18 protein-coding genes are annotated in these 23,582 nt (G+C 70.4%); 8 read left to right on the top strand and 10 right to left on the bottom strand.

Annotated features, from left to right (window positions below; translation table 11 throughout):
- Positions 1–24 precede the first annotated feature (24 nt).
- Genes V2S04_RS00430 through V2S04_RS00410 form a run of 5 tightly spaced genes read left to right on the top strand, consistent with a single transcriptional unit; the run spans position 25 to position 9,371 of the window.
- Positions 25–858, top strand: coding sequence for a carbohydrate ABC transporter permease (locus tag V2S04_RS00430; RefSeq protein WP_413637267.1), 834 nt, complete (start codon positions 25–27; stop codon positions 856–858).
- Positions 855–3,347, top strand: coding sequence for a glycoside hydrolase family 2 protein (locus tag V2S04_RS00425; RefSeq protein WP_413636556.1), 2,493 nt, complete (start codon positions 855–857; stop codon positions 3,345–3,347). Before V2S04_RS00430 ends, V2S04_RS00425 begins: the two co-directional genes overlap by 4 nt.
- A complete protein-coding gene (locus V2S04_RS00420; protein ID WP_413636555.1) occupies positions 3,344–4,282 on the top strand; it encodes a glycoside hydrolase family 113 in 939 nt (312 codons plus the stop codon). The genes V2S04_RS00425 and V2S04_RS00420 overlap by 4 nt, the downstream gene beginning before the upstream one ends.
- 40 nt (positions 4,283–4,322) lie before the next feature.
- Positions 4,323–7,211, top strand: a complete 2,889-nt coding sequence (locus tag V2S04_RS00415) for a glycosyl hydrolase (protein ID WP_413636554.1) — start codon at positions 4,323–4,325, stop codon at positions 7,209–7,211.
- A 30-nt stretch (positions 7,212–7,241) separates the two neighbouring features.
- On the top strand, positions 7,242–9,371 hold the full coding sequence (locus V2S04_RS00410) for an alpha-galactosidase (RefSeq protein WP_413636553.1): 2,130 nt from the start codon (positions 7,242–7,244) through the stop codon (positions 9,369–9,371).
- Positions 9,372–9,436: 65 nt separating this feature from the next.
- Here the strand turns inward: V2S04_RS00410 and manA are convergent, their stop codons facing one another.
- The 3 genes from manA to V2S04_RS00395 form a co-directional block, all read right to left on the bottom strand.
- Positions 9,437–10,600 (bottom strand): mannose-6-phosphate isomerase, class I, encoded by a 1,164-nt coding sequence (manA, locus tag V2S04_RS00405; protein ID WP_413636551.1) that lies wholly within the window; start codon positions 10,598–10,600, stop codon positions 9,437–9,439.
- A complete protein-coding gene (locus tag V2S04_RS00400; protein ID WP_413636549.1) occupies positions 10,597–11,547 on the bottom strand; it encodes an N-acetylglucosamine kinase in 951 nt (316 codons plus the stop codon). The genes manA and V2S04_RS00400 overlap by 4 nt, the downstream gene beginning before the upstream one ends.
- A 220-nt stretch (positions 11,548–11,767) precedes the next feature.
- Positions 11,768–12,691: an N-acetylglucosamine kinase gene (locus V2S04_RS00395; RefSeq protein ID WP_413636547.1), complete on the bottom strand. Its 924-nt coding sequence runs from the start codon at positions 12,689–12,691 to the stop codon at positions 11,768–11,770.
- A 157-nt stretch (positions 12,692–12,848) separates the two neighbouring features.
- Between V2S04_RS00395 and V2S04_RS00390 the strand changes: the two genes are divergently transcribed.
- Positions 12,849–14,405 carry an FAD-dependent oxidoreductase gene (locus tag V2S04_RS00390; protein ID WP_413636545.1) on the top strand — a complete coding sequence of 519 codons (1,557 nt, stop codon included), beginning with the start codon at positions 12,849–12,851 and terminating at the stop codon, positions 14,403–14,405.
- Positions 14,406–14,457: 52 nt separating this feature from the next.
- Here V2S04_RS00390 and V2S04_RS00385 read toward each other — a convergent pair whose 3' ends face one another.
- Genes V2S04_RS00385 through V2S04_RS00355 form a run of 7 tightly spaced genes read right to left on the bottom strand, consistent with a single transcriptional unit; the run spans position 14,458 to position 20,808 of the window.
- Positions 14,458–15,570: a hypothetical protein gene (locus V2S04_RS00385; RefSeq protein WP_413636543.1), complete on the bottom strand. Its 1,113-nt coding sequence runs from the start codon at positions 15,568–15,570 to the stop codon at positions 14,458–14,460.
- The gene (locus V2S04_RS00380; RefSeq protein WP_413636541.1) at positions 15,564–16,340 is read right to left on the bottom strand and encodes a hypothetical protein; all 777 of its coding nucleotides are present in this window, start codon (positions 16,338–16,340) and stop codon (positions 15,564–15,566) included. The genes V2S04_RS00385 and V2S04_RS00380 overlap by 7 nt, the downstream gene beginning before the upstream one ends.
- Positions 16,337–17,335: a vWA domain-containing protein gene (locus V2S04_RS00375; protein ID WP_413636539.1), complete on the bottom strand. Its 999-nt coding sequence runs from the start codon at positions 17,333–17,335 to the stop codon at positions 16,337–16,339. Before V2S04_RS00375 ends, V2S04_RS00380 begins: the two co-directional genes overlap by 4 nt.
- A complete protein-coding gene (locus tag V2S04_RS00370; RefSeq protein WP_413636537.1) occupies positions 17,332–18,390 on the bottom strand; it encodes a VWA domain-containing protein in 1,059 nt (352 codons plus the stop codon). The genes V2S04_RS00375 and V2S04_RS00370 overlap by 4 nt, the downstream gene beginning before the upstream one ends.
- A complete protein-coding gene (locus tag V2S04_RS00365) occupies positions 18,381–18,869 on the bottom strand; it encodes a hypothetical protein (RefSeq protein ID WP_413636535.1) in 489 nt (162 codons plus the stop codon). The genes V2S04_RS00370 and V2S04_RS00365 overlap by 10 nt, the downstream gene beginning before the upstream one ends.
- Positions 18,856–19,746: a DUF58 domain-containing protein gene (locus V2S04_RS00360; RefSeq protein WP_413636534.1), complete on the bottom strand. Its 891-nt coding sequence runs from the start codon at positions 19,744–19,746 to the stop codon at positions 18,856–18,858. Before V2S04_RS00360 ends, V2S04_RS00365 begins: the two co-directional genes overlap by 14 nt.
- 15 nt (positions 19,747–19,761) lie before the next feature.
- Positions 19,762–20,808 (bottom strand): AAA family ATPase, encoded by a 1,047-nt coding sequence (locus V2S04_RS00355; protein ID WP_413636533.1) that lies wholly within the window; start codon positions 20,806–20,808, stop codon positions 19,762–19,764.
- Positions 20,809–21,041: 233 nt separating this feature from the next.
- Between V2S04_RS00355 and V2S04_RS00350 the strand changes: the two genes are divergently transcribed.
- Both V2S04_RS00350 and V2S04_RS00345 read left to right on the top strand, forming a co-directional pair.
- Positions 21,042–22,328 carry an adenylosuccinate synthase gene (locus tag V2S04_RS00350; protein ID WP_413636532.1) on the top strand — a complete coding sequence of 429 codons (1,287 nt, stop codon included), beginning with the start codon at positions 21,042–21,044 and terminating at the stop codon, positions 22,326–22,328.
- 127 nt (positions 22,329–22,455) lie between these two features.
- Entirely contained in the window at positions 22,456–23,562 is a 1,107-nt protein-coding gene (locus V2S04_RS00345; protein WP_413636531.1) for a lactonase family protein, read from the top strand.
- Positions 23,563–23,582 lie beyond the last annotated feature (20 nt).

The following is a 23,582-nucleotide window of genomic DNA, read 5'->3' as shown; positions in this document are numbered from 1 at the left end:
ACGCACGCGAGGACCGCCCCCAGCATGGGTGCCATTCGCGCCAGGGTGGCCGGAGCCAAGACCGCGAAGTACGCCAGCCTGCTGCTCGCAGCGTTCTGCACTCTGCTCCCGATGGTGGCGATCCTGTTCGCCAGCTTCAAAGACGGCAGAGAGTATGCGCGCAGCGGTGCGCTGACCCCGCCGGAGAACTGGCTGAACTTCGAGAATTTCTCGACGGCGTTTGTGCAGGGGGCGATGCTCGAGGGGTTTGTGAACACGCTCATCGTGCTGACGGTGTCCCTGGCCGGCACGATCTTCGTCGGCAGCATGGCGGCCTACGCGCTCGACCGCTTCACCTTCCGGGGCAAGACGCTCGTGATCGCGTTGTTCATGATCGCCACGCTGGTGCCGTCCGTCACCAGCCAGGTCGCCACGTTCCAGCTCATCAACGGTCTGGGTCTCTATGACACCAAAGCCGCACTGATCCTGCTGTTCACCGGCACCGACATCATCGCCATCTACCTGTTCATGCAGTTCATGGCATCCATCCCCATCTCGCTCGACGAGGCGGCCATGCTCGACGGTGCCAACCGGTGGACGATCTACTGGCGGGTCATCCTCCCGCTTCTGAAGCCGGCTATCGCCACCGTGATGATCATTAAGGGCATCGGCATATACAACGAGTTCTACACTCCGTTCCTCTACCTGCCGTCCGAGGGTCTCGTCTCGACGACGCTGTTCAACTTCAAGAGCACTACCAACACGCAGTGGGAAGTCATCGCTGCCGGAACGCTGCTCGTCATCATCCCCTCCCTGGTCGCCTTCCTGCTGCTGCAGAAGTGGATCTACCGGGGCCTCATCGCCGGAGCCGTGAAATGAGCATCGACATCGCCCCTACCGTCGCGCTTGCGCCTGTCAGCACCCCGCTGCACACCGAATGGACGCTTAATGCAGCATCGGGTCCCGTCCCTGACGCCTTCGCGCTGCCGGACGCCGTGCCGGCTACCGTCCCCGGCTGCGTCCACACTGACCTGCTCGCCGCCGACCTGATCCCCGACCCCTACCTCGACGACAACGAGGCTTTGCTCAAGTGGATCGGCCTCGTCGATTGGACGTACTCCACGACGTTCACCTGGAACGCCGACGGCCACGCGCGTCACGACCTCGTCTTCGAAGGGCTCGACACCGTCGCGACGGTCACGCTCAACGGCAGGGTGATCCTCGAGGCGGCCAACCAGCACCGCACATACCGCGTCGACGTGCGCGAGCACCTCATCGAGGGCGAGAACAGCCTCGTCGTCGCGTTCCGGTCTCCTGTGCGCTACGCCAACGAAAAGAGCATGGAGTACGGCGCGCGCCCCCGACCCTATCCGCTGCCCTATGAGGCGATCCGCAAATCGGCCGCGAGCTTCGGGTGGGACTGGGGCATCGCAACCTTCACCAGCGGCATCTGGCGCCCCGTCCGCCTGGAGTCGTGGTCGGTCGCGCGCATCGCCGAGCTGCGCGTGAACGCCGCGCCCGCGGCATCCGGTGCGAAAGGCGGCCGCGCCGAGATCGAGGTGGTTGTCGAGCGCGAGAGCTCGGCGTCGGAGGTCGAACTGCAGGTGAATGCCGCTGTCGCCGACGCCACAGCATCCGCCATAATTCCCCCGGGTGTCGACCGCACATGCCTCGCTGTTGTCGCACCTGCCGCGGAGCTGTGGTGGCCGGCTGGATACGGCGCGCAGCCGCTGTACGCGCTTGAGGTGACGCTCGGCGCTGGCGGCGATGCGGTCGCCGCGGCGAGCCGCCGGATCGGCTTCCGCTCGGTGCGGTGGAACAACGAGCCGGATGCCGACGGCACTCCGTTCACGCTGGTCGTGAACGACCAGCCGGTGTACGTGAAGGGCGTCAACTGGATCCCCGACGACGCGCTCACCTCGCGCGTCGACCGCGCCCGTCTCGAGCGGCGGATGCACCAGGCGCTGGATGCCAACCTCAACCTCATTCGCGTGTGGGGTGGCGGCATCTACGAGTCTGAGGACTTCTACGATCTCTGCGACGAGCTGGGCCTGTTGAGCTGGCAGGACTTCCTGTTCGCCTGCGCCGCCTATCCCGAGGACGAGCCGCTGCGCGGCGAGATCGAGGCCGAGGCCCGCGAGCAGATCGTGCGCCTTTCGTCGCACGCCTCGCTCGTGCTGCTCACCGGTAACAACGAGAACGTGTGGGGTTACGAGGACTGGGGCTGGAAGGAGCACCTGGACGGCAAGACCTGGGGCGCGTACTACTACCACGAGCTCTTCCCGCAGCTGGTCGACGAGCTCGCTCCGCACGTGCCGTACTCGCACGGCAGCCCGTTCAGCCCGCACGGTCAGCATCCCAACGATGAGGCACACGGCACCATGCACCTGTGGGAGCAGTGGAACCGGCAGGACTACCCGACGTACCTCGATCACCGTCCGCGCTTCGTGGCGGAGTTCGGATGGCAGGGACCTGCGACGTGGACCACGCTCACCCGCAGCATCTCCGACGCCCCGCTCACCCCAGAGTCGCCCGGCATGCTCGTGCACCAGAAGGCTGACGCCGGCAACGACAAGCTCACCCGCGGCCTGCTGCCGCACTACCGCATGCCGTCGGACATGTCGGGCTGGCACTGGGCCATGCAGTTGAACCAGGCCGAGGCCGTGCGCTTCGCGCTCGAGCACTTCCGCTCGCTCGCACCGCTCAATTCCGGCTCAATCGTCTGGCAGCTCAACGACTGCTGGCCGGTGACCTCGTGGTCCGCGGTCGACGGCGACGAGCGGCTCAAGCCGCTCTGGTTCGCGTTGAAGAGCGCGTTCGCGCCGCGGGTCATCTCGCTGCAGCCGCGCGAGGACGGGCTTGCCGCCGTGCTCGGCAACGACACGGCCGAGCCGTGGTCAGGCGAGCTGGTCGTGCGCCGCATCGGGTTCGACGGCGAGGCTCGGGCGACCCGCCGGGTGCCGTTCACGGTCGCTTCGCGCGGATCGCTCGAGGTGCCGGCGGATGCCGGCGTCGCGACCGCCGTCGATGCGGGCGGTGAGCTCGTCGTGGCCGAGGCCGGCGGCGTGCGCGGAGTGCGCTTCTTCGTCGAGCCGCGCGACTCGCAGCTGGTCGCGGCGCAGTACACCACTGAGCTCGTGCCCGTCGAGGGTGGCACCCAGGTGCGCATCACCGCGCAGAACCTGCTCAAGGACCTCACGCTGCTGGTCGACCGTGCCCACCCCGACGCCGTCACCCACGAGGGTCTGATCACCCTGCTGCCTGGCGAGACGGCCGCGTTCACCGTGCGCCACCCCGCCGACGCCGACCCCGCGGCGCTGCTCGCCCCCGAGGTCGTCCGCACGGCGAACGAGCTGGTCGTACGATGAACGACTACATCGCCGGCATGACGTGGGGGTGGACGGGCATCCGCGGCACGTGGGCGACACCCCAGGCGTCCGCCTCCATCGCCGCGATGGCCGATCACGCCGTCAACTGGACCGCCATCGCCTACGCCATCGAGCAGCCCACCGCGCAGTCGACCGAGATGCCGTGGGATCAGGCGCCGACGGTCAGCGAGGACGAGATCGTCTGGGCGATCCGCGAGGCGAAGTCGCACGGGCTGAAGGTGTGCCTCAAGCCGGTCGTGAACGTCAGCGACGGCACCTGGCGCGCCTACATCGGCTTCTTCGACTGGGACGTGCCCGGCGAGCCCAGCTGGGGCGACTGGTTCGCGTCGTACCGGGAGTTCATCCTGCATGCCGCCCGTCTCGCCGAGGCGGAGGGCTGCGAGATGCTCTGCGTGGGGTGCGAGATGGTGCGCGCCGACGGCCGTGAGGCCGAGTGGCGTGCACTGATCGCCGACGTGCGCGAGGTGTACTCGGGCGTCGTCACCTACAACTGCGACAAGTACCAGGAGGACCACGTCACCTGGTGGGACGCGGTCGACGTGATCACCTCGAGCGGGTACTACCCGATCGACCGGTGGGATGCCGAGCTCGACCGCATCGAGAAGGTCGTCGAGGCGTCCGGCAAGCCGTTCTTCTTCATGGAGGCCGGATGCCCGTCGCGCACCGGCTCGGCAGACAAGCCCAACGACTGGAGCCTGCCCGGCGAGCCGTCCGGTGCCGAGCAGCTGCGCTACTACCGTGCCATGTTCGACGCCTGCGACCGCCGGCCCTGGATGCGCGGCTTCATGCTCTGGGACTGGCCGCCCGCGCTGTTCGCGGAGGCCGACGCCTCCGCGAACGACGACTACTGCCCGTACGGCAAGCCCGCCGGCGCGTTCCTGCGCGACGCGTACCGGGAGCGCACGACCGGCTGAACCGACGGTTCGCACACACCCCGATCAAGGAGATTCGACGATGAATCGCAGTATCCGCTTCACCGCCTTGGCCGGTGCGGCAGCGCTCCTCGCAGCGCTGGCCGCGCCGGCATCCGCCACCGCCACCCCGGCTGCCGCGCAGCCGACAGCGGCGGCGCCGGCGACGTCCGCCCCGGTCGACCTGGTCGACGACGAGGCGACCGCCGAGACCCGCAGCCTGTTCTCGTACCTGCGAGACGTGCGCGGCGAAGGCATCCTGTTCGGCCACCAGCACACCACCGATTACGGCGAGACGTTCGAGCAGCGCGATGGCACGTCGTCCGACGTGAAGGCCGCGACGGGCGACTATCCGGCGGTCTTCGGCTTCGACACCCTCATCATCGAGGGCCGCGAGCGCCCAGGTGAGGCGGATGCGAGCCGCGAGGTCAACGCGCGCCGGCTCGGGCAGTCGTTCGTCGAGGCCGATGCGCAGGGCGGCATCGTCACCCTCAGCGCGCACATCGAGAACTTCGCCACCGGCGGCGACTTCTACGACACCTCCGGCGACGCGCTGCGCTCGGTGCTGCCCGGCGGAGCGAAGCACGCCGAGCTCACCGCCTACCTCGACGACATCGCGCTCGCCGCGACATCGGCCGTCGACGAGAGCGGCGACCTGGTGCCGGTGATCTTCCGCCCGTGGCACGAGAACGCCGGATCGTGGTTCTGGTGGGGCGCGGCGTTCGGCACCCCCGGCGAGTACGCCGAGCTGTACCGCTTCACGGTCGAGTATCTGCGCGACGTGAAGGACGTGCACAACCTGCTCTACGCCTTCTCGCCAGGCGGCGGCTTCGGCGGCGACGCCGAGCTGTACCTGCGCACCTACCCGGGCGACGAGTTCATCGACGTGCTCGGCTACGACACGTATGACGAGAAGGCGTCGACCGCGTTCCTCGACGGGCTGACCGACGACCTCGGCATGCTCGCCCGTCTTGCCGACGAGCGCGGCAAGGTGAGCGCGTTCACCGAGTTCGGCATAACCGGCGGCATCCGCCCCGACGGCGAGAACCCCAACCCGCACTGGTACGAGGATGTGCTGGGCGCCATCAAGGCGGATCCGGATGCCGCGCGCACGACGTTCATGATGACCTGGGCGAACTTCGGTGGCGCGACCACGCCGTATACGCCGACCGAGGGCGAGATGCTGCCCGACTTCCTCGGGTATCACGCCGACTCGTACACGCTGTTCGCGAGCGACCTCGACGGCGTCTTCGACCGTCAGGTGGAGGTCGTTCCCGAGGCGCCCGTCGCGCACCTGGCCTCGCCGGCCGGCGGCGCGCGAGTCGCGGGCGAGAGCACTGTGCTGCGGGCGTCGGTGCAGAAATTCGAGGGCGTCGACCGCGTGCACGTCACGGTCGCCGGCACCGACCAGTCGATCGAGCTGTCCGCTCCTCAGGGCGGATCCCTGTGGTGGACGGGCGAGTGGAGCATCCCCGCGGCGCTGCGCGACAACTCGACCCGGGAGCTCACCCTGCATGTCTCGGCCGCGGGCGAGCAGATCGATTCGGCCACCTCGGCCGTGATCCTCGGAGAGCGGCCTGTGCTGGCACCCGGCGTCGTAGACGACTTCGAGGGCTACGGTGACGACACCGCGCTGCAGAGTGAGTTCGTGCAGTACGGCGCCAACACCATGTCGCTGCAGCGCGCCGCCGACGGCGCGGTGGGCGGCGGCGACAAGGCCCTGCGGCTCGGCTACTCGTTCGCGACCCAGTCGTACACCGGTGTCGGCAAGCAGCTGAGCGTCGATTGGTCGGCCTTCGAGGAGTTCGAGGCGTGGATCGACCCGGATGCCTCGGGAAACAAGCTCGTGCTGCAGATCTCGGCCGGCGGCATCGCCTTCGAGGCGTACCCGTCACTCAGCGGCGATGAGCCGTCGCTCGTGCGCATCCCGTTCGCCGACTGGCGCCCCGCCCCGTGGGACACCGCGCACGCCGACGCCCGCCTCACTCCCGAGATGCGGGCGCAGACCACGCAGTTCAACATCTACGTCAACGCCGTCGACGGCGGGGCCACGAGCGGGTCGCTCGTGCTCGACGAGCTGCGCGCGGTGCCCGGCACACCGCCGGCGCCGGTGTACCGCGACGTGCCGCGCGACAGCGCCGATCACGATGCGATCGTGTGGCTGCACGACACCGTGCTCGATCTCGGCGACCGCAACGGCGCCTTCCACCCGCAGCGTGCGCTGAAGCGGGCCGAGGCCGCCGAGATCTTCGCGGCGTACCGGGCGGATGCCGGGGCGCCGGCGACCACGAAGCGGCTCGCGGTGGCGGAGGCGCTGTGGAGACTGGCGGGCGCACCGAAGCCGACGGCAGCGCAGCGGTTCTCGGATGTGCCGGCCCGTTCGGCCGACGCGCTGTCATGGGCGGTCGAGCAGGGCATCGTCGCTCCGCAGTCGGCGACGAAGTTCGGCGTGAACGCGCAGATCGACCGCGCCGACATCGCCCGCTGGCTGCACCGCACCGACGCGTTCATCACCGCATCCGCCGGGGTGACGCTCGCCGACTTCGGCAGCGGCGCGCAGGGCTGGACGATCGCCTCGTGGGAGACCAACGGCGGCGCGGCCACGGCGGGCGACGGCGTGCTGCGCGTCGACCCCGGAGCCGGCGGCAACTGGCTGAGCTGGACGGGCGGCGTCGACCTGAGCGAGCGCACGCAGCTGCTGATCGACGTGTCGAAGACCAGCGGGCTCGACACGAAGGCGGCGCTGCAGCTCGGGCCCGACTGGACCTGGTGCGAGACAACGCAGAGCGGCTGGACCGAGAGCGCCGGCACCGTCGCGATCGACCTGACCAGCCTGCCGGCCGACTGCCTGGCGCTGCTGGGCGACGTGCGGGGCTTGAATCTCCACTTCTCCGAGGGCCACCACGAGATCGAGGCCGTGAGGGCCCGCTGAATCCCCGAAACCACTGAACGCTGGAGTTTTATGAACGACGACATACGGATGCTGCGCCGTGACGGCGTGGCCGTCGCCCTCCGCCTCGCTGACGAGCGTCTGCCCTCGATCGCGCACTGGGGCGCCGACCTCGGGGTGGAGACGATCGCTGCCGCCGAGCTCGATCTGATCACCTCACGCCAGACCGCGCCCGGTACGCTCGACGCCGCCTGGAGCGTGCCGATCGTGCCGCAGGAGGCCGACGGCTGGGCCGGCACTCCGGGGCTGCTGGTCACGCGTGACGGCCTGCCCGTCTTCCCACGATGGCGGGTTCACGGCGTCGATGAACTCGAGAGCGGGCTGGTCTTCGACGCCCGCGATGAGAGCGCAGGCCTCGTGCTGCGTTCATCGGTGCAGATCGCCGAGGGCGGACTGGTGCTGGTCGAGCACGAGCTGCGCAACGACGGCGACGGCCACCTCGATGTCGCACGGCTCGACGCCATCCTCCCGGTGCCCAAGAGGGCCGAGAAGCTGACCACCTTCGGCGGTCGGTGGACCGGCGAGAAGCAGCCCACCACGTACGACATGCCTTCGGGGCCGACGCTGCGCGAATCGCGCCGTGGCCGTGGTGGTCACGACGCCCCGTGGGTCGCTGTGGCGAGCGTCGGCGCACCGCGTAATCGCACGGGCGAGATCTGGGCCGTGCACCTCGGCTGGAGCGGTGACCTCACGTATCGCGTCGACCGCATGACGGAGCACGTCACGATGATCGGCGCCGGAGAGCTGCTGCGCCCGACCGAGATCCGCCTCCCGGCGGGCGGAAGCTACCGCAGCCCCGTCGCGTACTTCGCCTGGTCGGAAGCCGGGCTCGACGGCATCTCACGTCGATTCCACGCCTGGATGCGCTCGCGCGAGAGCCACCCCACCACCCCGCGCCCTGCGGTGCTGAACACGTGGGAGGCGGTCTACTTCGACCACGTGCCCCAGACGCTCGAGCGTCTCGCCAGACGTGCCGCCGAGGCCGGCGTCGAGCGCTTCGTGCTCGATGACGGCTGGTTCCCGGCCAGACGCGATGACACCGCGGGCCTCGGCGACTGGATCGTCGACCGCGAGACATGGCCCGAGGGCCTCGAGCCTCTCTCTCAGCTCGTGCACGAACTCGGCATGCAGTTCGGTCTGTGGTTCGAGCCCGAGATGATCAATCTCGACTCTGACCTCGCGCGCCGGCATCCGGAGTGGATTCTCGGGAACCCGGCCTCGGTGCCCAGCCCCGAAGGGCTGTCGTGGCGCACGCAGTATGTGCTCGATCTCGCGAACCCCGAGGCGTTCGAGCACCTGCGCGCACGGATGTCGGAGCTGATCGCCGCGCTCGGCATCGAGTTCATCAAGTGGGATCACAACCGGGACCTCGTCGAGGCCCTGCACGAGGGCCGCCCTGGCACGCACGCGCAGACGCTGGCGGCGTACCGGCTGATGCAGCGGATCAGAGCCGACCACCCCGGCATCGAGATCGAGTCGTGCTCGTCGGGCGGCGCCAGAAGCGACCTCGGCGTGCTGCAGCACACCGACCGCGTGTGGGCGTCGGATTCGAACGATGCGATCGAGCGGCACGACATCCAGCGCTGGACCGAGCTGCTGCTGCCGCCCGAGCTGATCGGGGCCCACGTGGGTCCCTCGCCCGCGCACTCGTCGGGCCGCGTACTCGACCTGTCGTACCGCATCATCACCTCACTGCAGGGGTCGGCGGGGTTCGAATGGAACCTGCTCGACTGCAGCGACGACGAGTTCGAGCAGATCACGGCCTTCACCTCCATCTACAAGCAGCTGCGACCGGTGCTGCACAGCGGCGAGGTCGTGCACCCCGACGTCCTCGACCCCGCCCTGCGCGTGCGCGGAGTCGTGGCCGTCGACCGCAGCGAGGCCGTCTGGACGTTCTCGACCGTGGCCGCGCTACGAGAGGCGCTGACCGAGCGGGTGCAGCTCGACGGCCTCGACCCCGATCGGCGCTACCGCGGCCGCGTGCTTGACGCGGTCGGCAAGGCCGAGTGGGGCTGGGTCACGCCGGGCTGGCTCTCAGCCGGCGAGTTCGAGGCGAGCGGGCGCGTGCTGCGCGAGATCGGGCTGCAGCTGCCGACGCTGTGGCCGGCGCAGGCGATCCTGCTGCACCTGACAGTCGTCTGACCGGGCGCTGCACGACGAGGGGCTCCGTACCATCAGGAACGGAGCCCCTCGTCGTAGGCCGTCGATCAGCCCGCGGCGATGAAGAGGCGCCCGGCGCCCGAGACCTTCACCGCGGCCGCCCGTGAGATCAGCACGGCGCGGCCGCGCGGCACCGCGATGCGCTCGTCTTCGGATGCCAGTTCGAACTCTCCGTCGGTGGCCAGGGCGATGGCCGCGCCGTCGAACGCGATCTCACCGTCGGACGCGACGGCGTAGAGCTCGAACCCGGGGTCGTCGGGGGTGCCGCGCCCGGCCGGCCGGAAGACGCGGATGCCGTCGGACACGACCTCGGGCACCAGACGTGCGTCTCCGCCTTCACGCGCATCGAGCACCCGGTCCAGTTCGACGGTGTCGATGTGCTTGCCGGTGAGGCCGCCGCGCATGACGTTGTCGCTCGGACCCATCAGCTCGATGCCCGAGCCGCGCAGGTACGCGTGGATGTTGCCGGCGGGCAGCCACAGCGCCTCGCCGGCGCGCAGGGTGATGTGCTGCAGCATGAGCGCGCCGAGGATTCCGGGGTCGGCGGGGTGCGCCTCGGCGATGCGCGCGAGGAGGGCGAGACGAGCATCCCGAGTCGCGGCTTCGGTGACGGCCGCGACAAGCGCAGGCAGGCTCTCGTCACCCGACAGCAGCCACAGGAATGCGTGCCGGATGCCGTCGGCGCCGGCCAGGTGCTGCTGCCAGGTCGACAGCGCGGCCGACGCGTCGGCGTCGCCGTCGATCAGCTCGGCCAGCGCCTGCAGGTCGGCCTGCACATCGGCGACGGGACGGAATCCGCACAGCGCCTCGAACCCGTCGTGCAGGGCGACGATCATCTCGGGCTTGGCGTGCGGGTCGCGGTAGTTGCGGTGCGGGGCGTCGAGGGGGATGCCGAGGGCGTTCTCGCGCTCGAAGCCCTCCTGAGCCTGAGCGGTGCTCGGGTGCGCCTGCAGCGACAGCGGCTCTGCCGCGCACAGCACCTTGAGCAGGAACGGCAGGGCCTCACCGGTCTCGCGCTCCCACTCGTCGAGCGTCTGCCAGGGCGCGTCGCCGACGACCCGGCTCGGGGCTGCCGGGTGCGCGCCGAGCCACAGCTCGGCCTCCTTGCGCCCGGTGGGCGCCGTGCCGCGCACATGTGCGACGCCGTCGACGAGGCCCCAGGCGTAGTCGCGCGGAGCGTTGTCGATCTCGAGGAACAGGGGGGTCGTCATGAGGCGGCTCCGATCGGGACGAGCTCCGGTTCGCGCGTCACCTCGGCGAGGCTGTGGCGGAGCGGATGCTGAGGCGAGAGGTCTGCGAGTGCGGCGGCGCCGTCGAGTCCGGTGCCCGCGGCGGGTACGAAGCGCGAGCCGGGACGGGCCGCGAGCACGCTCTGCGTGAACGCGTCATGGATGAGCGTCGACTGCAGCACGCTTCCGGTGGCGCCGACGGCCGCGTCGTGCGGGGCATCCGTCTCGTGCAGGGCGGTGACCACCGACAGTGCGAGCTCGTCGGCCGCGGCGAGGCAGATGCCGTGCGCGATGGCGTCGCCGGCGGCGGCGAGCTCAGCCGTCGTGCGGGCGAACGACGCGACGATGCGCACGCGGTCGGGCGCGTTCTGCAGAGAGAAGTAGGCGGCCTCGAGGTCGGGCCAGCGCTCGCGCACGACGTCGGTCAGGCCGGTGGCGGGTCCGCGGCGGTCGTGGGCCCGCATCACGGCGTCGAGTGCCTGGCGGCCGATCCAGTAGCCGCTGCCCGCGTCTCCCATGATGTTGCCCCAGCCGTCGACCCGAAGAGCGCTGCGGGGCCCCACCCCGAGGGTGACGACGCCGGTGCCGACGGCGATGACGGCGCCCGGCTGATCGCCGAGCACCCCGAGGAACGATGTGATCGAGTCGTGCGCGACGAGCAGGCGCTGGACTCCACCGAGACCAGGACGGCGCATCAAGTCGCCCGCGGTGGTGTCGGCGTCGGTGAGTCCGCTGAGCCCGATCGACACGATGCCGGGCGCGCCGGCGACGTGGGCGGCCTTCTCGATAATCTCGGCGAGCTGGGGCACGAGCGCCCGGTCGGTGAGCACACCGGCGACCACGTCTTCACGTGTGGCGCCGTCGCTCCAGCGCAGGCGCAGCTTGCTGCCGGTCTGACCGGCGTCGATCGCCAGGAGGTCGGGGTTCATGGGCTCTCCTGAAGTGCACGGGCGGCATGGTCGCCGCTGAATGTCATCGTAGGACATCCGCGCGCGTGCATCCAGGCCCTCGATGCGCACCTGTCCATCTCTGTCGCGGAGTGGTGAGCGGGCTCTGACCGGGATTCAGCAGTGCTCCTGCGGGACAGGCCCTCGGCCGTCCGCCAGATGTCCCGATCCATGTCCGACGGAGACAGACTCGCTCTGTCGGTCAGCGCACGCGCTCCACTAAGCGCTCGCGGAGCGGATGCGCGGGGCCGAGCTGCGCCAGCGCCACCGCGCCGTCGAGGCCGGATCCCGCGGGCGGCACGAAACGGGCATCCGGTCGCTCGGCGCGCACGGCGCTCTCGAAGGCGGAGCGGATGAGGTCCGACCCGAACACCCCGCCGATAGCGCCGACGGCGGCGTCGGCAGGTGCGTCGGTGACGCGCAGCGCGGCGAGCACCGCGGTGGCCAGCTCGGTCGCGGCCTCGCGGCAGATGCGGATCGCGACCTCGTCTCCGGATGCCGCGTGCTGTGCCGTCGGTGCGGCGAACGACGCCACCGTGCGCACGCGGTCCTCCGATGCCTGCAGTGGCACGTAGGCGGTCTCGAGGTCGGGCCAGCGCTCCTGCACGACAGCCGTGAGGGTGGTGGCGGGGCCGCGCCCGTCGTGCGCGCGCATCACGGCATCCAGCGCCGTGCGGCCGATCCAGTATCCGCTGCCCGCATCGCCCATGATGTAGCCCCAGCCGTCGACGCGGGTCGAGTGCTCGGGGCCGACGCCGAGCGTGACGACGCCGGTTCCGGCGGCGACCACTCCGCCCTGACGGTCGCCGAGCACACCCAGGAACGACGTGACCGAGTCGTGGGTGACGACGATGCGGTGCACGTCGGCGAGATCGGGGTGCTGCAGCAGGGCATCCGCCTCGCTGTCGGCCGAGGTGAGACCCGAGACGCCGAAGGTGATGGTCGACGGCACCTCGTCTGTGACGCGAGCGACCTCGGCGACGACGGCCGCGAGCTGCGGCGTGAGGGGTCGGTCGGTCAGCACGCCGGGGAACAGCCATTCCCGGGCCGTTCCGTCGGCCGCGACCAGGCGGGTCTTGATGCCCGTCTGTCCGGCGTCGATGGCGAGAAGAGTGTGCTCGGGCAAGTGATCTCCCTGATCGATCGAAGTCCGCGGCGCGCGGCCAGATGCCAGCGTAGGACACCCGCACCCGTCGCTGCGGCGCAGATGTCAAGCCCCCTTCGGTCGATGCCCCACCGGGATGTACTGGTGGCCCACCCCGCCCCCAGCGAAGGAGACCATCGTGACGTCCCTGTGGCTCGACGACCAGCGTGAGCGCATCCCCTGCGACACCTTCGAACCCGGCGCGCACTACGACGTGGTGGTCGCCGGCGCCGGCATCACCGGACTCACCACCGCGCTGCTTCTCGCCCGTGCCGGCCTGTCGGTCGCCGTGTTCGAGTCGCGCTTCGTGGGCGCGGTGTCGACCGGCAACACCACGGCGAAGCTGAGCCTGCTGCAGGGCGGCGTGCTCTCAGGCATCCTGTCGCGCGGATCGAGCCACGTGCTCAAGGCGTACGTCGAGGGCAACCGCGAGGGTCAGGCGTGGATGCTGCGCTACCTCGACGAGCACGGCGTCGCCGTGCAGCGGCGCGACGCGTACACGTATGCGGGTACGGCCGACGGGATGAAGAAGCTGGATGCCGAGTACGAGGCGTGCCGCAAGGCCGGACTCGACGTCGAGCGGGTGCACACACTCGACCTGCCGTTCGAGACGCACGGCGGTCTGCGCCTGGCCGATCAGGCGCAGTTCGATCCGATGGACGTGCTCGCCGCGCTCGCCGCAGACCTGCGCGAGCGGGGAGCGATGATCGTCGAGGGCGCGCGGGTGAAGGATGTCGAGACGGGCGAGCCGAGCCGGGTCACCACCTCGCTCGGTGAGGTGTGGGCGGGCACGGTGGTGCTGGCCACCGGCATCCCGATTCTCGATCGCGGTCTGTACTTCGCCAAGGTGAAGCCGTTGCGCTCGTACGCGCAGGCGTACCGCGTGCCCGGCGCTCGACTGCCGCAGGGCATGTACCTCTCGATCGACTCCCCTGGTCGCTCGCTGCGCACCGCGCCGGTCGGCGGTCCGACCGACGCGCCGGTCGGCGACGAGGAGCTGCTGCTCGTCGGCGGCAACGGCCACGTCGTCGGGCGGGAGGACGACACGCAGCGCCTCGTCGACGACCTCGAGCAGTGGACCCAGCAGCACTTCCCCGGTGCCGTGCGCACGCACGCGTGGTCGGCGCAGGACTACCAGTCGATGAACCTGGTGCCGTTCGTCGGCTGGATGCCGCGCACCGGCAAGCACGTCGCGCTCGCCACCGGGTACAACAAGTGGGGCATGACCAACGGGGTCGCCGCCGCGCTGAGCATGACCGCCGACATCCTCGACGGGAACATCTCGTGGGCGAAGACGCTGCACCACCGCATCACCCTGCCGAAGGACGTCGCGAACAGCGTCGTCGCGAACGCGCAGGTGGCGGGCGAGCTGGCATCCGGATGGGTGGGGAGCCTTCACCCGCTGCCCGACGAGCCGCCCGCCGAGGGCGAGGGCGTCGTCGGTGCGGAGGACAAGGAGCCGGCCGCAGTCTCGACCGTCGACGGAGTGACGTGCCGGCTGTCGGCCGTCTGCACGCACCTCGGCGGCATCGTGTCGTGGAACAGCGCCGAGCGGTCGTGGGACTGCCCGCTGCACGGCTCGCGCTTCGCCGCCGACGGCACCCTGCTGGAAGGTCCGGCGGTCGAGGACCTCAAGCCGATCGACGAGCCGGAGCTGCCCGGCGACGAGCACGTGCCGGTGGACGAGCTGCCGTAGGAGGGTGAAGCGACGGCCGGCGCGAGCCGTATGCGGGCCCGAGTTCGGTCCGTCAGAACCCCGGGTACTCCTGCAGGCGCTTCTCGAACTCGACGCGGTCGCCCTCGGGCAGCACGCGACGGGCGAAGACGACGAGCTGGATGCCCTCGAGCGGCTCGCCGGTCTGCGTCGCGATCGCCTCGCGCTGCGTGCGGAACTCCCCGGTCGGGTCGTTCGACAGGTCGTAGGCGTAGGCGTAGAAGCGCATCGGGTCGGGGTAGCTGTCGCTGTAGTACTCCCAGGTGTGCTGTCGGGCGGGCTCGGTCGAGCCGTACAGCTTCGCGACCATGTCGGGTGAGATGCCGGTGCCGACCTGGTTCAGCGAGTACAGATCGCTCATGCCCCGCTCGACGAGCACCTCGCCGATCACCTGCATGACCTCGCGCTTGCGGGCGTCGTCCTGCACCGGCTGCTCGGTCGTCCACACCGTCGACGTGTACTTCTGCAGCATCGACTCGCCGCCGTAGCCGTTGCGCTCGGGGCTGACGTCGGCCGTGCCGTTCTGCACCCACGTGTAGCCGAAGCGCTCGCTGACCCGCGTGCGGATCGCCGCCATCAGCGCATCGCCCTCGGCCTGCACCTCCTCCAGAGACGGGCCGCTCAGGGCATCCTGCGGCGAGTGGTCCTTCACCGCCGGATACGCCTCTTCGTGCCGCTGCTGTTCGGACTTCGTGCCGTCGTACGCCTGATTCGCGGCGGACTGCAGCGCACCCATCGCGCCGACCGTCGCGACGTTGAAGACGAGCGAGACGGCGAGGGCGATCGCCCCCAGCATCCGGCCCCGCGGGGTGAGCAGAGCCGCCACGATCAGGCCGACGATCGCCAGCTGCAGCACGAGCAGCGTGACGCCGTAGAGGGCGTCGGTGCCGCCGGCGAGCATAAGCAGCAGCAGGATCACGGCGAAGATCGCCGTCGCCGAGATGGCGGCCAGGCCGAGGGCGTTGACTCCCTGCTTCCGTGCGACCGCCGATGGGTCGGTGTAGGTGGCTCCGGATGCCTGGGGCAGGCCCGCCGCAGCATCCAGCCCTCCTCGTGCACGGGCGGCGCCCGCGTACCCGCCGGGCGGGGGAAGGGGCGGCGCGCCTTCGGCGCCGCCGACGTACCTGCTGCGCTGACGATCTACCACGGCTTGTCCGTTCCGCCGCCGCCGTCACCGTCGTCGCCCTGGCCCTCGCCGAGCTGGTCCTCGCGCTCCTGGGCGCCCTGGTTGAGGCGGTCTTCGATGTCGTCGAGCTTGTCCTGCGGGGTCTCGGACTGCTCGCCCTCGCCCTGTTCGGGCTGCTGCGGCTGCTCGGGCGGCTGCTGACTCTGCTGCCGCTTCTGCTGCTGACGCTGCTGATTCTCGTCGAGCGTGTCGCTCATGTCGCGATCCGGCTGCGGAGACTGCTGCTGCGCCTCGTCGCTGCGGCACTCCTCGGGCGTCTCGACGGTGATCTCGAGCGCCTCGCCGTACAGCTCTGCCGCCTGCGCGGCATCGCCGTCGGCCTGTGCGGCATCGCCCTGCCGCTCGACCACGAGAGAGAGGTTGATGAGCACGGGGCACACCTCGAGGCCCTGCGCGAGCGGAACCGCCCGCTCGAGCTCAGACCGCGCCGCATCCAGTTCGTCGGCCCCGCCTAGAGCGGTGCCGATGTTGTACGGCGCCCTGACGGGCTCGAACCAGTTCAGCACGTCCTGCCCGCGCGCGGCCGACTCCGATTCGGCGTACTCCGCCGAGACGAACGAACTGATCGACGTATGCGCGAACGCGTACATGCTGAGCAGCTTGACGACGAGCAGCAGCGCGGCGAGGGTGAGCGGCAGGGTCGCGATGGCGACCCAGCGCCGGATGCTGCGGCGCCGACGGTTCACGGCGAGCAGGGCCGCAGCGGCATCGCCGTTGGCGGGGGCGGTCATGAGGTCGACCCCTTCTCGCGTCGCGCGGCGGTCGAGAGTCCGCGCAGCCGCACGATCGACATCGTCGCGAGCGCCACCTCCACGGCCAGCAGAACGATCAGCACAAGAGCGGCGATCCAGTACAGCTCGATGACGTTGCCCACCTCGCCCGAGGCCGCGTAGTCGGTGGTGCTGCCCGGCGCCTCGGGCAGCTCGATCCCGGCATCCGCCGTCCGGTGCTGGTACTCGACGCCGAGCTGCTCCGACACCTGGCGCAGATTGTCCTCATCGATCACCGACATCGCGGGTGCGCCCTGATATTCGATGTAGCCGCCGGCCGCGGCGCCGGCCCCGGTGGTCTTCTTCATCGGGCCGCCCTCGGTCGTGCCGTAGCCGAGCACGGCGCCGCCGTCGACGTACTTCGCACTCGATGCGAACGACTCCGGCTCGCGCGAGGCGGTCTGCTCGCCGTCGCCGAGGTAGAACACCATGCGCGCGCGTTCGGGCGACGCCTTCGCCGCCGCCGACAGGGTGTCGGCCAGCATCCGGTTCGCGATGCCGATCGTCGATCCGCGCGACTGGTCGGTGACCTCGGGCCGCATGACGTCGAGCGACGACATGAGCGCGGTGGCATCCGTCGTCAGCGGCAGGCGCAGCTGCGCAGCCGCGTCGAAGCTGATCAGCGCGAAACGAGCGCCGGGGTACTCGTCGACGATGGCCTGCACGTCAGCGCGCACGCCCTCGATGCGCGGCCGGCCCCCGGCCCAGTCCTCGGCCACGATGCTCGCGGTCGTGTCGACGACGATCACGACATCGGTGTCGGTCGCGAGGGTCTGCGAGCTGCCGCCGGGGATGCCGGGGCGCAGCAGCATCGCGAACACGACGACGATCATGCCCAGGCGCAGCGCCCAGAGGCCGCGCTGCGGGCCGCGCACGAGCGCGCGGATCACGAAGAACGCCGGCACCGCGCAGAGCAGAGCCAGCAGGATCGGATGCAGGACGGGCTGGAGGATCATGCGCGCACCTCACCGGCATCCCGAGCGCCGCCGGCGTCGCGAGCGCTTCCGGGGTCTCGCGCACGGCCGGCATCCCGCACGAAGATCAGCAGCACGACGAAACCGAGCACGGCGACGAGCATCAGCGCGATCCACAGGTTCGGGCTGTCGACGAGCACCACCTGCGCCTGCCCCTTCAGCGCCGTCGCCTCCTGCTTCTGGATCTCGGAGATGATGTCGCCGACCGTCGTCGTGTCGCGCAGCGCGTACGACTGCCCGCCCGTGAGCGCGGCGGCATCCGAGAGCTGCGCGCTGACCCGCGCGTCCTTGCCCTGCACGGGATTGAGCGCGAAGACGCGCACGCCCTTCGACTTCGCGTACTGCGCGGCCTCCTCGATCGTGAGGATCGACGCTCCTGCCAGCTCGTTGTCGGTCGCGAGGATCACCGACCGGCTGCGCTCGTCGTCCTCATGGTCGAAGCGCATGGTGCACGCGGCGAGTCCATCGCCGATCAGCGAGGCGCCGGGTCCGTTGAGCGTGCCGACCCAGTGCTCCGGTGTCTCGTCGACGTAGTCGAAGCTGGCGCGCACGTTCTGCAGCTGCTCGCGCACGAACGTGTAGTCGTCGGTGAGCGGGAAGACCTGCACCGGCGAGCTGTTGAAGATCGTGAGCCCGATCCGCTCGCCCTCGAAGCCCTTCAGCAGCTCTTCGAACACGCTCAGCACCTCGACGTCGACCTCCGACATCGACCCCGACACGTCGAGGCAGAGCATGATGTCGCGGCTGGTGTTCACCGGCTGCACGGTCTTCGGCGCCATGGGGCGCGCGGCGACGACGCCGCCGAGCAGCACGGCGACGGCTCCGAGCGCGACGATGCCCGACAGCAGGGTCATCCGCCGTCGCACCGCGGTGCGGAACGACGGCAGGCTGCGCAGGCGCTCGGCGCGTGAGACGAGGGCGGCCGGGCGGTCATCCGGCCGCACCCTCGACCGGATGCCGAGCAGCACCCCGACGACGATCGCCGCGACCAGCACGCCGAGAGCGACGAGGAGCATCCACCACAGGTTCAGTGCCATGTCGTCACGACCTTGCGGGCGGCCTCGGCGCCGTGGATCGGGTCGATCGCGGGGCCGCGCTGGAAGATGCTCGGGTAGTAGTGCCGGCGGATCGCGTCGATGAGCGCCGGATCGACGCCGCGGGCGATCAGATCGTCGAGCGAGAGCACGGGCGCTTCAAGACCCGAGTACTCGTTGACGAACGCGCGCACGGCGCGGCTGAGCTCGAGGTTCGCCTGTCGGGGCGGCATATTCCCCGACCGGTATGCGTCTTCGATGCGCTGCACGTCGGCGAGGTACTCGCCCCGCAGCTGCGCGAGCACCTCCGCGGTCGGCGGGGCGGATGCCGTCTCGCCGGGAAGGTGGATGCTGCGCCTCGGCCGCGTGAGGAACACCAGCAGCCAGGCGCCCGCGGCGAGCAGCAGCAGGATGCCGATGGCCAGCACCAGCCAGCCCCAGCCGTACTGCGCGGGCGGGTAGAGCTCGTCAGGAGCGGGCATGCGACCTCCTGTTGAGCATGGTCAGCAGCGCGGGCACCGCGCTGGCCTGGCCGCCGAACTCGGCGTGCGTGATCTCGAGACGCCGCAGCGTGGCGTCCCGCTGGGCGGTGTGCGCGGCCTCATCGGCGGCGACCTCCGCCATCACCTCGGCGTCGCCGTGCACGAAGTCGGGGATCAGCCAGTCGCTGTCGACATCTCGGCGGTGCGTGCCGCCGGATCCGGGGCGGATCACGGGGTCGGCGTCGCGCACGGTCAGCCAGAGCACGTCGTGCTGCACGGTGAGCCGGCGCAGCAGCCCCTCGGTCTCGGCGGTCAGCGGTGCCTCGTCGGTGATGAGCACGACGATCATGCGGCGGGAGATGGTGCGTGCGGTGTAGCGCAGCAGGGCATCCCGATCGCCGGCGGCGGAGCTCGCGTCGATCGCCGCGCTGACCGTGCGCAGCGCGTGCTCGAGCGCGCCCTCGCTGCTGCCGGTCGCCAGCCGGCGCACGCGGTCGCTGTCGCCGTAGACGACCGCGAAGTCGTCGCCGTGGCGCACCGTCAGGAAGCCGAGAGCGCCCATGAGCAGCACCGCGAGGTCGCGTTTGCTGCCCTCGTCTTCGGCGAGAGCCCGCATCCCTCGGCTGGAATCCATCAGGAAGAGCACCGTGTGCTTGCGGGTCGCCTTCGTGCGCTTGATCAGCGGCTCGCCGTGCCGCGCGGTCGCGCGCCAGTCGATGTCGCGCACCTGATCGCCGAACTCGTAGGGGCGCAGATCCTCGAAGTCGAGGCTGCGCCCGCGCAGCAGCGATGCGTAGGCGCCGTCGAGGGCGTGCACCGACTTCTGCGACGAGCGGATGAAGAGCTTGCTCTTCACCTGGGTGATCAGCGTGGCCATGGGCTCAGGTGCAGGTCACGGGGTTGGCACCGACGCGAAGATCGCGTCGATGATGTCTTCGCTGCGCACGCCCTCGGCATCCGCCTCGAAGGTCAGCAGCACGCGGTGGCGCAGCACGAGGTGGCGCAGGGACCGCACGTCTTCCGGCAGCACGTGGGTGCGGCCGTTCAGCAGCGCCAGCGCGCGCGACGCCTGCAGGAAGGCGATGCTCGCGCGCGGGCTCGCGCCGTACTTGATGAAGCGCGCGCGCTCCTCGCCGATGTACGGGGCGGGGTTCCGCGTGACGTACGCCAGCTGCACGATGTAGTTGCGGATGGCCGGGTCGATGTACACCCGCGAGGCGATGTCCTGCAGGTCGTGCACGTCGTCGAGGCTGATCGCGCCGGGCACATGGCGGTCGGGATCGAGGGCGCCCGAGTCGATGCGGTTGAGGATCTCGAACTCCTCGGCCGGGCTCGGATACTCCACGATCGCCTTGAGCAGGAACCGGTCCATCTGCGCCTCGGGCAGCTCGTAGGTGCCCTCCTGCTCGATCGGGTTCTGGGTGGCGATGACGAGGAACGGCCGGGGCAGCGGGTGCACCTCGCCGCCGATCGTCGTCTGCCGCTCCTGCATCGCCTCGAGCATGGCCGACTGGGTCTTCGCGCTCGAGCGGTTGATCTCGTCGAGCAGCACGAAGTTCGCGTGCACCGGGCCGAGCACGGTGCGGAAGCTGCCGGTCGCCGCGTCGTAGATCTGGCTGCCGGTGATGTCGCTGGGCAGCAGGTCGGGGGTGCACTGGATGCGCTTGAAGCTGGCCTTCACGGTGTCGGCCAGCGTGCTCGCCGCGGTCGTCTTCGCAAGCCCCGGCACCGACTCGAGCAGGATGTGCCCGCCGGCGATCAGGGCGATGAGCAGGCTCATGCGCAGGCGGTCCTGTCCGACCATCTTCGTGGCGTACGAGTCGGAGATGACGGTGAGGATGCGCTGCGCGCGAGCGAGATCGTCGCCGTCGGCCGGGACGCGTGCGGCAGGTGCCGGCGGGGGCGGCGTCGACGGTGCGTGAACGGGAAGATCGGTCATCTGGCTCTCCTCATCGGGAGCGCACGCGGCCCGCGCAGCCCTGCACCAGCGTAACGTTCCGCGGTGCTGACGATCCCGATCGCGCGTCAGCGTGATCGACGGGCCCTCGGTCGCACTCCGACGACCGGGCGGGGTGTGAAATGCCTCTCCGATAGGATGGATCCGCCCGATCAGGGCCAGTTCATCGGCCGGTGCAAACCCGGCGACAGCGTGCAGCACCAGGGGGTACACGCATGCCAGGAATCGTGATCGTCGGCGTTCAGTGGGGCGACGAGGGCAAGGGCAAGGCCACCGACCTGCTCGGCGAGCGCACCGACTGGGTGGTCAAGTTCAACGGCGGCAACAACGCCGGGCACACCGTCGTCATCGGCGATGAGAAGTACGCCCTGCATCTGCTCCCCTCCGGCATCCTCAGCCCCGGCGTCAACGCGGTGATCGGCAACGGCGTCGTCGTCGACCTCGCCGTGCTGTTCCAGGAGCTCGACGCGCTCGAGGCCCGCGGTGTCGACACCTCGCGCCTCAAGGTCAGCGCCAACGCGCACATCATCACCGCGTACCACCGCACCCTCGACAAGGTCACCGAGCGTTTCCTCGGCAAGCGTCGCATCGGCACCACCGGCCGCGGCATCGGCCCGGCGTACGCCGACAAGATCAACCGCGTCGGCATCCGCGCGCAGGACCTCTTCGACGAGAACATCCTGCGGCAGAAGGTCGAGGGCGCGCTCGATCAGAAGAATCACCTGCTCGTGAAGATGTTCAACCGCCGTTCGATCACGGTCGACGAGATCGTCGACGACCTGCTGTCGTACACCGAGCGGCTGCGCCCGCTCGTCGCCGACACCGGCCACCTTGTCGACGAGGCCCTGACCCGCGGCGAGGTCGTCGTGTTCGAGGCCGGTCAGGCGACCATGCTCGACGTCGACCACGGCACCTACCCCTTCGTGACGTCGTCGACCGCGACGGCCGCAGGCGCGGCATCCGGATCCGGTGTCGGACCCAACCGTCTCGACCGCATCGTCGGCATCGTCAAGGCGTACACCACCCGCGTCGGCTCGGGCCCGTTCCCCACCGAGCTCGAGGACGAGATGGGCGAGTGGCTGCGCAAGACCGGGTTCGAGTACGGCACCACCACCGGGCGCGACCGGCGCACCGGCTGGTACGACGCCCCCATCACCCGCTACGCGACGCGCGTGAACGGCATCACCGATCTCGTGCTCACCAAGCTCGACGTGCTCACCGGGCTCGAGCAGATCCCGGTCTGCGTGGCGTACGACGTCGACGGCACGCGGTTCGACGAGGTGCCGGTCAACCAGACCGACTTCCACCACGCCAAGCCGATCTACGAGTACTTCCCCGGCTGGAGCGAGGACATCTCGAAGGCGCGCACCTTCGACGACCTGCCGCAGACCGCGAAGGACTACGTGCTCACCCTCGAGCGGATGAGCAACACCCGCATCTCGGTGATCGGCGTGGGCCCCGCCCGCGATCAGGTCATCGTGCGCCACGACCTGATCGGCTGACCCCCGGCCTTCTCGGTGGCGGCACGGTAGTCGGCTCGATGAACGGATGTCGGCGGTTCCGGGCGGATTCCACCGACATCCGTGCTAACCGCCGACATCCGTCCACGGGCGCGGGAGAGGATGCAGCATGACGCGGTTCTGGGTGGGCGGATACGGCGCCGACATGGACGGGGAGGCCGAGGGCATCGGCCTCCTGTCGGTCGATGGCGGCGGCGGGCCGTCGACGCTGCGGCACCGCGGTGTCGCAGCTGCGGTGGCGTCGCCCTCGTGGCTGGCCGCGCATCCGACGCTCGACGTCGTGTACGCGGCGCTCGAGGGCGCAGGCACGGTGCAGGCCTTCGCGCGGGCCGGCGAGGCGGCGCTGCGTCCGCTGGGTGAGCCGCTGCGCGCCGGCGACGGCGTCTGCCACCTCGCGGTCTCGCCCGGCGGGCGGATGCTGATCGCCAGCTGCTACGGGGACGGCCGCGTCGTGCGCTTCGGCATCGCCGACGACGGCGCGCTGGTGCCCGCCGGGGTCGACAAGGCTGCGGCTCTCCGCGCCGCGCTCTTCGGCGACGAGGGCGCCGGTGAGCAGCCGGATGCCGATCCGCAGCGCTCTCGCGACCCGCACCCGCTGCCCGTCGGCGACGAGCCGCGGCAGTCGCACGCGCACGCCGCAGTGTTCCTGCCCGACGGGCGCATCGCGACCACCGACCTCGGCGTCGACCTGGTGCGCATCTGGCGTGCAGCCGGACAGGCGCTCGCGCTCGACCACGAGGTGGTGCTGCCACGGGGAACCGGCCCCCGACACATGGTGCTGCACCCCAGCGGGCATCTGCACGTGGTGACCGAGTTCTCGTGCGAGGTGTTCACTCTGGCATCCGCCCGCGACGGCAGCTGGGGCCTGGTCGCCGCGACTCCCGCCTCGCCGATCGCCCAGGTCGGAGTCGACTTCCCCGCCGAGCTCGCCGTCTCGCGCGACGGCGACACTCTCTACACGGCGCTGCGCGGCAGCAACACGCTCGCAGCGCTGCGCGTGCGCGGTGGCGGCGAGGTGCTCGAGCCGCTCGCGCTCGCCGACTCGGGCGTCGACTGGCCGCGCCATCACCTCGTCTACGACGGCACGCTGCTCGTGGCGGGGCAGCGCTCGGGCACGGTCAGCGTGGTCGACCTCGACGAGCGCACCGGCGCTCCGCGCGAGGTCCGCCACGTCACCGAGGCGCCGACGCCGACCGTGATCCTGCCCGCGCGCTGAGCCGAGCGCGAGGCGAAGCG

The sequence above is a fragment of the Microbacterium sp. OR21 genome (genome assembly GCF_047306785.1).
Classification (GTDB): domain Bacteria; phylum Actinomycetota; class Actinomycetes; order Actinomycetales; family Microbacteriaceae; genus Microbacterium; species Microbacterium esteraromaticum_E.
This window is presented reverse-complemented; position numbering and strand designations above follow the sequence as displayed.